Origin of the sequence: Dialister sp., assembly GCF_036343215.1 — a bacterium.
GTDB lineage: Bacteria > Bacillota > Negativicutes > Veillonellales > Dialisteraceae > Dialister.
Window position 1 is genome coordinate 1 of the sequence record NZ_JAZASU010000079.1, and the last position, 8023, is coordinate 8023.

Consider the following 8023-nt stretch of genomic DNA (forward strand, 5'->3'; position numbering starts at 1 on the left):
AAAATTTTTTGCGTTTGTCAAGTACTTTTTTCAGATTTTGTCGGATTTTTTTAAATTTTTTGCACAAAAAAAGCACGCATCTTTCGACGCGTACTTGAACTATTTCATGATTTTCTTAAGTTAATGATATTGCTGATAACTGAGAACTTTAATCACAGCTATCCGCTCTTTTAGCCGCCTTTTCCATAAAAAGCTGACCATCCACAAGGAATCTTTCATGAATGGCTTCTCCGATATCTCCATTTTCATCGGCTGCCACGATCCGGAAGGTGATTTTTTTGCCTTTGACTTCAGAAACGGTGGCGGTGGCTGTAAAAGTATGGCCCACCAGGGTGGGAGCCTTATGAATGAGATGCATGGATCCGCCTACGGTGGTTTCATTTCCGGAAAGATGAGAAGCGATGGCTTTGCAGGCGGCTTCTTCCATGACCGCAGAAAGGATGGGAGTCGCCAGGACGGGAAGGGAGCCGCTCCGCACCATTTTTGCCGTATCCTTTTCTGTAATCACCCTGGAAATCTGTCCGGTCATGCCTTTTACTATCATAGTTTGGCTCCTTTGCTATTTATTATTCAGCAACTGTAGGAAAAAAGTTCTCAGTTATCAGTTCTCAGTGATCAGTGGCGGTGGCCCGCATAAAAATAAGAAGCGGGCCTTTTTGAAATATATGTATAACCATACCACGGGTAATCAATCACTTCAAGAATATATTTCCATTTATATATGTAAAGGGGCGCCATAGGATTTTGGCGCCCACCTTCACTGTGAACTGATAACTGCGAACTGATAACTTTCCAACTTTGGTTTTCGAAATTAATGACAAGATAGTCTACTTCAACCTCCAGCCAAGCAGCGGCTGCAGATAGAGGTAGCAGGCAAAGAGAATCGATGTCATAGGAGCTTCGAGGGTGGAAAGGGGGACGGAGCAGGCAATGGACCAGGGAATCAGAGCAGCCATCACGATGGTTGTATTTTCGATGGCAATCATCATGTCTTCTTTGTCCGTCACGATTTCATCACAGAGCTGCCGGGTAAGAATGGAACTCAGAGTCTGGTTGCAGGTAACCATGGCAGAAACAGCAGCCACAATCATAAAGGTCAATCGTTTGCCGCCTTTCATCAGGACTTTGGAAATGAGGGATTTTACTTTCTGAAGGAGGTCGGTCTGCTGGAGGATTTCTGCATAGGAGCAGGAAATCCCGACAGTGAAGGCAGGCATAATCATGGAAATCATACCGCCGCCATTCATCATATGGGAAAGGGCGGGGTCCCGGGCCTGATAGCCGCAGATAAGGAGATCAGGAATGGTGGAAAAGTCCATGTGCTGGACAAAAATATAGAGAAGGAGGGCCAGAAGAAGGCTGGTACTCATGGTAATTTTCACGTCGATTTTTAAAAGGGGCATGATAATGACTGCTGCTGCCGGGAGCAGAAGAAGGGGAGTCAAAGTATAACTTTTTTCGAAAAGAGCAGCCGTATCTGCCGGGGCCCCTTCAGCGCCGGAAATCAGTCCCAGGACTATATAAATGAGACAGGAAATACCGAAGGGCAGGAGGGCCGTCCTGAACATGCGGCGAAGATTGTCGTAAAATTCCGTTTCTGTAATGGCTGCTACCACCAAAGCGGAAGTGGAAAGAGGGGAACAGCGGTCTCCCACATAAAGTCCGCCTAAAATGGCTCCGCCTGTAATCATGGGATCGACACCCATCATATTTCCAATGGACATACAGATGGCTCCCATGGTGGCCACGGTGCCAAAAGATGTGCCGATCAGAAGGGAAAGTCCGGAATTCAGGAGGAAGGCGGCCAGTGGAAATATTTCCGGTTTCATCAGCCCGCCGGCGGCAGAAACAATGTAGGGAATGGTCCCCGAAGCCCGCCAGGAAGCGGTCAGCATACCGATGAGGAAGAAAACCAGGAGTACTCTGTGGACAGACCAGATGCCCTTTCCCGTGAGGGTGAGGATTTTTTTCACGGAAAAGCCGTAATGAAGACCGTACAGGAAGAAAAGGAGGTACCCGAAAACAAGGGCCGCAAGGAGGGGCAGTCCCAAAGCCAGGCAGATGATGAGACCGGCAATAAATACACCAAGGGTGGCAAGGGCCATGGGATTTCCTCCTTCCTTTCAAAGTTGTACTTATTATAGCCTGTATGGGCCGCAAAGAAAAACTGTTTCTTTCTTGTGGGGGCTACAGGATTTTTTTGAGACTTCTGGCAGTGACTGCGGATGGAGTCTCATACGGTATTCGTGGGTTAGCCTCACCGCGGCAAGCCCCGATATTGTCGCTATCGAGATTTCGTGATTCGGGGTCCGTGGTTCGTGAAGGTGGCGGCCTTGACGGCCGCAGAGTATATATGGGGCCAATTCTCAAGTGGCACGAAGAACCATTAACCCCAATGAACAGTTATCGGACGGACAGCTTACGTTTGGAATAAAGTTTCACGGACAATTCCCCATTAACCCCAATGAACAGTTATCGGACGGACAGTTTCCTTTCCAGTATAACAGTTCACGAACGATTACCCATTACCCATTAACCCCAATGTACAGTTTCCAGACAGTCGGTTTCCTTTCGAAATAATGGTTTACAGACAATTACCCATTAGCCATTCCCTGTTTATACAAAGTGTATTTCATTTTATTTCTAAATTTCAGAATAATCTTCTTTACTTATCATTACTAAAGGTTTATATTAAGGGTAGCATAAATGACTGAAGGCGGTCCTGATGATGGGCCGCCTTTTTGCGTGAGGAGGGGTATGTATGGATTACAGCAAAATGAAACCGGCAGAAGCTCGTGCGCTTTTCCGCACGGGGGAATTGGTTCGTCAGACAAGCGGCATGTGCGACGGCTATGCCCAGGCGAATATGGCCATTCTGCCAAAGAGTCTGGCTTTTGATTTCCTGCTTTTTACACAGAGAAATAAAAAGCCCTGTCCGGTCCTGGATGTGACGGAAGCAGGAAGTCCGATTCCTGTCATTGCGGCGCCGAATGCCGATCTTCGCTATGATATCCCGAAGTACCGCATTTATAAAAAAGGGGAGCTGGTGGATGAGGTCATCAATCTGGAACAGTACTGGCAGGATGATTTCGTGGCCTTTCTCCTGGGCTGCTCTTTCTCCTTTGAAAGTCCCATGATTGAGGATGGCCTCGATGTGCGGCATATCACGGACTGTCACAATGTGCCCATGTACATTACAAATATCCAGTGCGTTCCGGCAGGTGTTTTCCATGGTCCCATGGTGGTTTCCATGCGTCCTATGAAACCGGCCGATGCGATTCGTGCCGTCCAGATTACGACCCGTATGCCCTATGTTCACGGGGCACCGATTTACTTCGGCGATCCGGCAGGAATCGGCATCAAAGATATCGACAAACCGGACTTCGGTGAGCCTTCGGAAATCCGGGAAGGGGAAATTCCTGTCTTCTGGGCCTGCGGCGTTACTCCCCAGGCAGTAGCCATGACGGTGAAACCGGATATCATGATTACCCATGCCCCGGGACATATGTTTATTACCGATATCCCGAATTCGTCACTGGCGATTATGTGAGTTTGTTGGAGGCTTTTCGCAGTTACCCTGTTTTGAGTCTCATACGGTATTCGTGAGTCAGCCTCACCGCGGCGAGCCCCGATATTGTCACTATCGAGATTTCGTGATTCGTGGTTCGTGGTTCGTGAAGGTGGCGGCGCTGATGCGCCGCTGCTTTTTTGATGGGGCCAATCCAATCATGGCACGGGAGATATTTTCAATTGGATTCAGGAAGGAAAACTGAAGGATGCAGGACTTTTGAATCGGGAATTGTCGGGAATCTCGGGAGTATCGGGAAGGTGGCGGCCTTGACGGCCGCAGAGTATATATGGGGTTTTTCATTGAGTCTTCTGGCAGTTACTGTGAATCGAGTCTCATACGGTTTTCGTGGGTTAGCCTCACCGCGGCACGCCCCGATATTGTCACTATCGAGATTTCGTGATTCGTGATTCGTGGTTCGTGAAGGTGGCGGCCTGATGGCCGCAGAATATATGGGGCCAATCCTCAAATGGCACGAAGAACCATTAACCCCAATGTACAGCTTACGGACGGACAGTTTCCTTCCAAATAAAAGTTTAGCGGCCAATTAACCATTAACCTCAATGTACAGTGATCGGATGGATAGTTTCCTTTGGAGATAATAGTTCGCGGACAATTACCCATTAATCCCAATGAACAGCTTTCGGAGGGACAGTTCCTTTTCAGCATAACAGTTTATGAACGATTACCCATTAACCATTCACCCCAATGTACAGTTTTCCGATAGTCAGTTTCCTTTCGGCATAACGGTTTATGAACCATTACCTGTTACCCATTAGCCATTATTTCCAAAGAATGAATCGCGATTTTTTCGTATTTCCTATATATGATATAATAATAAAATACTATTCCTGTATTTCCAAAGGATGGGTCACCGGATGGAAATACTTTTCTTTTGAGGTGCCGCATGGACGACAAGGATAAGAAAGAGAGTGACCAGGGTCCGAAGGATATTTTTACCGAGGACCATCATTGGGGTGCGAAACGGATCTGCCGGGTGGGCGGCGTGATCCTTGTCTGCCTCTTTTGTATTTTAGGGATTTATTTCTATGCCATTGACCGGGTGGACCTGCACGGGGATGTGACGCTGCAGGTGCCGAAGAATGCTACGGGCCGGGATATTGCCGATGAGCTGGAAGCAAAGGGCGTCATCCGGAGTTCCACGATTTTCCGTATCTATGCCAGGATTCTGGGCAATGAAAAAGACCTGCAGAGCGGTATGTACCGCCTGAAGCAGGGGCTTACTGTCATGCAGGCTCTCAAAGAAATGCATTCGGGCAAAATGGAATCGGTCATGGTGACGGTGCCGGAAGGGTATACGGTTCACCAGATTGCGGAAATATTGAAGAAATCGGGCATTGCGGGGGCAGAGAATTTCGAAGAAACCGCAGCTGGCTACGGGCCCCTGAAATTCCAGTATGGTCCTGTGGCGGTGCCTATCAAGGCGGAAGGTTTCCTCTTTGCCGATACCTATGACATTCCGAAGGAATACGACGCAAAGCAGATCTGTGACCTCATGTACAAAAGGACCGATACTATGCTGACGCCGGACATCCGGAAACAGGCAGAAGAGAAAAAAATGACTCTTCATACCCTCATGACTCTGGCTTCCATGGTGGAAAGGGAAGCCCGTTTCAGGGAAGATCAGATTCCCATCGCTTCGGTCATGCTGAAACGGCTGGAAATAGGGATGCCTCTCCAGATCGATGCCACGATCCAGTACGCCCTGGGGAGCCAGAAAGAAGAACTCACCATTGCGGATACGAAGATTGATTCTCCGTATAATACTTATATTCATAACGGTCTCCCTCCGGGACCGATTGGCGCGCCGGGACTCGATGCCATTCAGTCGGTGCTGGCTGCTCAGCCGGGAGAGTACCTTTACTATGTAGCCCAGGCTGACGGACATCATGTATTCACGAAATCCTATGAAGAACACCAGGCGGAGACAGAGAATATTTATAGGCAGCAGTAACCGTAAAGGAAACTGATGACCGGACGGCTTTTGAATCGGGGATATCGGGATTGTCGGGATTATCGGGGCTGTCGGGAAGGTGGCGCCCTTCGGGCGCGAGTTTTAGATGGGATGCTCTAATTTGTCAGGGCAGACGTAAAACAACCTGTCCGGCCTCTTCGCCCACCTTTCCGAAATGGGATTACCATTCAGTGAGATTATTGATTACAATGGAGTTTTGATGGACAATACTATACCTCAAATCCTGTCCGAACTTGAAATGTATGCAGAAAAGAATAACGTCCCCATCATCCGGGGGCCGGAGAGGGAGTTGCTTTTGAAGGCGGCGTCTCTCACGGGTCCTGAGGGTCCGAAGAAAATACTGGAAATAGGGACGGCCATCGGGTATTCAGCCCTTATGATGGCTGAAAAATTTCCAAAGGCGGAAATCGATACGCTGGAAATCGATGAGACCCGTCATACAATGGCGGAAACGGTCATGAGGCGGGCAGGCGTATCGGAAAGGGTGCGCTGCCATCTGGGGGATGCGGCGGACGTATTGAAAACGCTCAAAGGTCCCTATGATTTCCTCTACCTGGACGGGCCCAAGGGGCAGTATCTCCGGGAATTAAAGGAAATCGAGCCGAAACTTTCAAAGAATGCAGTGATTGCTGCGGATAATGTGCTTTTCCGGGGACTCGTGAAAAGCAATGGTCCTGTGCCGCACAGGTACCGTACACTGGTCATGCGGCTCCGGGATTATATTTCCTATGTAGAAGAAAAATACGATACGCATATTTATGAAGAAGGGGACGGACTTTCCGTGAGCGTCCCGAAAGGAATGACATGAATAAAATCGAACTTCTCGCTCCGGCGGGAACCATGGAAAAAATGAAGATGGCCCTCCTCTACGGGGCAGACGCCGTGTACCTGGCCGGAAAAGTATTCGGCCTTCGCGCCTACGGCGGCAATTTCACAAGGGAAGAAATGAAGGAAGCTGTGGACTATGCCCACAAATTGGGAAAGAAAGTCTATGTGACGGTGAATATTATCCCAAGAAATGAAGACCTGGAAGGTCTTGATGATTATCTGAAATATTTGCAGGATATCCATGTGGATGCGGCCCTTATTTCCGACCTGGGCGTATTCTCCCTGGCAAGAGAAGTGGCTCCGGATCTTCCCATTCACGTGTCCACCCAGGCAAGCGCTGCCAACTGGCGGACCGTCAGAATGTGGAAAGAACTGGGCGCATCCCGCGTAGTCCTTGCCCGTGAAGTTTCCGTGAAGGAAATGGCGGAAATACGGAAGAAAGTGGATATCGAGCTGGAAGTCTTCGGTCATGGGGCCATGTGTATTTCCTGGTCCGGCCGCTGCCTCCTTTCCAATTTCTTCACCAATGGAAAGCGCCAGTCCAACCGGGGCGAATGCATCCAGGCCTGCCGCTTTAAATATGCGGTGATGGAAGAAACCCGCCCGGGCCAGTACTGGCCGGTGGAGGAGGACGATCACGGGACCTATGTTTTCAACAGCAAAGACCTCTGCATGATCGACCATATTCCTGAGCTTATCGAAAGTGGTATTTCCTCCCTGAAAATCGAAGGGCGCATGAAGAGCGTGTACTATGTGGCGGCAGTCGTTTCCGCTTACAGGAAGGCCATCGATGCTTACTATGCCGAAGGAGGCGCCTTTAGAGTCCGTCCGGAATGGCGGGAAGAACTGGAAAAGGTATCCCATCGTCCCTACACCACGGCTTTTGCTTTCCAGAATCCGGACCACAGTGCCCAGGAATACGTGAAATCCCAGCCCGAGCAGCCCTATGATTTCGTGGGCCTTATTTTAAAAGAAGACCGTGGAAATAAAGAAAATCTCGTGCAGCAGAGGAACCATTTCAAAGTGGGAGAAATCCTGGAGTACCTCACGCCCGGGGGCAAAGTGGGGCTCGTAAAAATTCAGAAACTGGTCAATGGAGAAGGGATGGAGGTGGAAAAAGCGCCCCATCCTCTGGAAGAACTGACCCTTACGGGAGATACCCTGCTCCCGCCCTATACCATCCTGAGGAGGCGTGCAAAACATGGCTGATACAAGAGTTTACATCGAAATCCCGCCCACCGAAGTGAATTACATCAATCGGATCATCGAAGGCTACGAATACCTGGGCATCCTGACCACTCTCGATCCGAAAAGGGCCACCTGCCAGATCAATTCCACCGCCGATACGAGGGATCTCGTCATCGATATCCTCACCCATCTTCCCGATGTAAAAGTGAAAATCCTTCCGGACCGGGAAGCGGCTTTGGCTGGTATGAAATAAAATAACCGTCGAATCAATCATAATGAATCACTAACTGATAACTTAAAACGAAAAAAGCCGCCCATCACGTTGTGATGAGCGGCTTTTTGAGCACGAAAACAAGTCCTCCTGGAAATGAAGGACTGGAAGATAGAGCCGGGTTCCCAGAATTCCGGGACATACTGATCAATCGGCAGCAGAAATCGTAATG

The 8023-nt window shown here is 49.1% G+C and carries 7 protein-coding genes; 5 read left to right on the forward strand and 2 right to left on the reverse strand.

All coding sequences use genetic code 11. The features are described from left to right. Positions 1-148 precede the first annotated feature (148 nt). Positions 149-544, reverse strand: a complete 396-nt coding sequence (locus VZT47_RS08410; RefSeq protein WP_330224523.1) for a thioesterase family protein — start codon at positions 542-544, stop codon at positions 149-151. A 283-nt stretch (positions 545-827) separates the two neighbouring features. Continuing rightward, positions 828-2105: a Na+/H+ antiporter NhaC family protein gene (locus VZT47_RS08415; protein WP_330224524.1), complete on the reverse strand. Its 1278-nt coding sequence runs from the start codon at positions 2103-2105 to the stop codon at positions 828-830. A gap of 656 nt (positions 2106-2761) precedes the next feature. On the opposite strand from VZT47_RS08415, the gene VZT47_RS08420 reads away from it, so the two are divergent. From VZT47_RS08420 to VZT47_RS08440, 5 genes are all read left to right on the forward strand, one after another. Then, positions 2762-3550 carry a putative hydro-lyase gene (locus VZT47_RS08420; protein ID WP_330224525.1) on the forward strand — a complete coding sequence of 263 codons (789 nt, stop codon included), beginning with the start codon at positions 2762-2764 and terminating at the stop codon, positions 3548-3550. Positions 3551-4475: 925 nt separating this feature from the next. Continuing rightward, the gene (gene mltG, locus VZT47_RS08425) at positions 4476-5543 is read left to right on the forward strand and encodes an endolytic transglycosylase MltG (protein ID WP_330224526.1); all 1068 of its coding nucleotides are present in this window, start codon (positions 4476-4478) and stop codon (positions 5541-5543) included. Positions 5544-5763: 220 nt separating this feature from the next. Continuing rightward, positions 5764-6372, forward strand: coding sequence for an O-methyltransferase (locus VZT47_RS08430; protein ID WP_330224527.1), 609 nt, complete (start codon positions 5764-5766; stop codon positions 6370-6372). Then, positions 6369-7601 carry a peptidase U32 family protein gene (locus VZT47_RS08435; RefSeq protein WP_330224528.1) on the forward strand — a complete coding sequence of 411 codons (1233 nt, stop codon included), beginning with the start codon at positions 6369-6371 and terminating at the stop codon, positions 7599-7601. The genes VZT47_RS08430 and VZT47_RS08435 overlap by 4 nt, the downstream gene beginning before the upstream one ends. After that, positions 7594-7833: a DUF4911 domain-containing protein gene (locus tag VZT47_RS08440; protein WP_330224529.1), complete on the forward strand. Its 240-nt coding sequence runs from the start codon at positions 7594-7596 to the stop codon at positions 7831-7833. Before VZT47_RS08435 ends, VZT47_RS08440 begins: the two co-directional genes overlap by 8 nt. Positions 7834-8023: the final 190 nt, after the last annotated feature.

Bases quoted from the DNA above. Each gene is read 5' to 3' on its own strand.
- VZT47_RS08410 (WP_330224523.1), bottom strand. From the start codon at position 544: ATGATAGTAAAAGGCATGACCGGACAGATTTCCAGGGTGATTACAGAA.
- VZT47_RS08415 (WP_330224524.1), bottom strand. From the start codon at position 2,105: ATGGCCCTTGCCACCCTTGGTGTATTTATTGCCGGTCTCATCATCTGC.
- VZT47_RS08420 (WP_330224525.1), top strand. From the start codon at position 2,762: ATGGATTACAGCAAAATGAAACCGGCAGAAGCTCGTGCGCTTTTCCGC.
- mltG (WP_330224526.1), top strand. From the start codon at position 4,476: ATGGACGACAAGGATAAGAAAGAGAGTGACCAGGGTCCGAAGGATATT.
- VZT47_RS08430 (WP_330224527.1), top strand. From the start codon at position 5,764: ATGGACAATACTATACCTCAAATCCTGTCCGAACTTGAAATGTATGCA.
- VZT47_RS08435 (WP_330224528.1), top strand. From the start codon at position 6,369: ATGAATAAAATCGAACTTCTCGCTCCGGCGGGAACCATGGAAAAAATG.
- VZT47_RS08440 (WP_330224529.1), top strand. From the start codon at position 7,594: ATGGCTGATACAAGAGTTTACATCGAAATCCCGCCCACCGAAGTGAAT.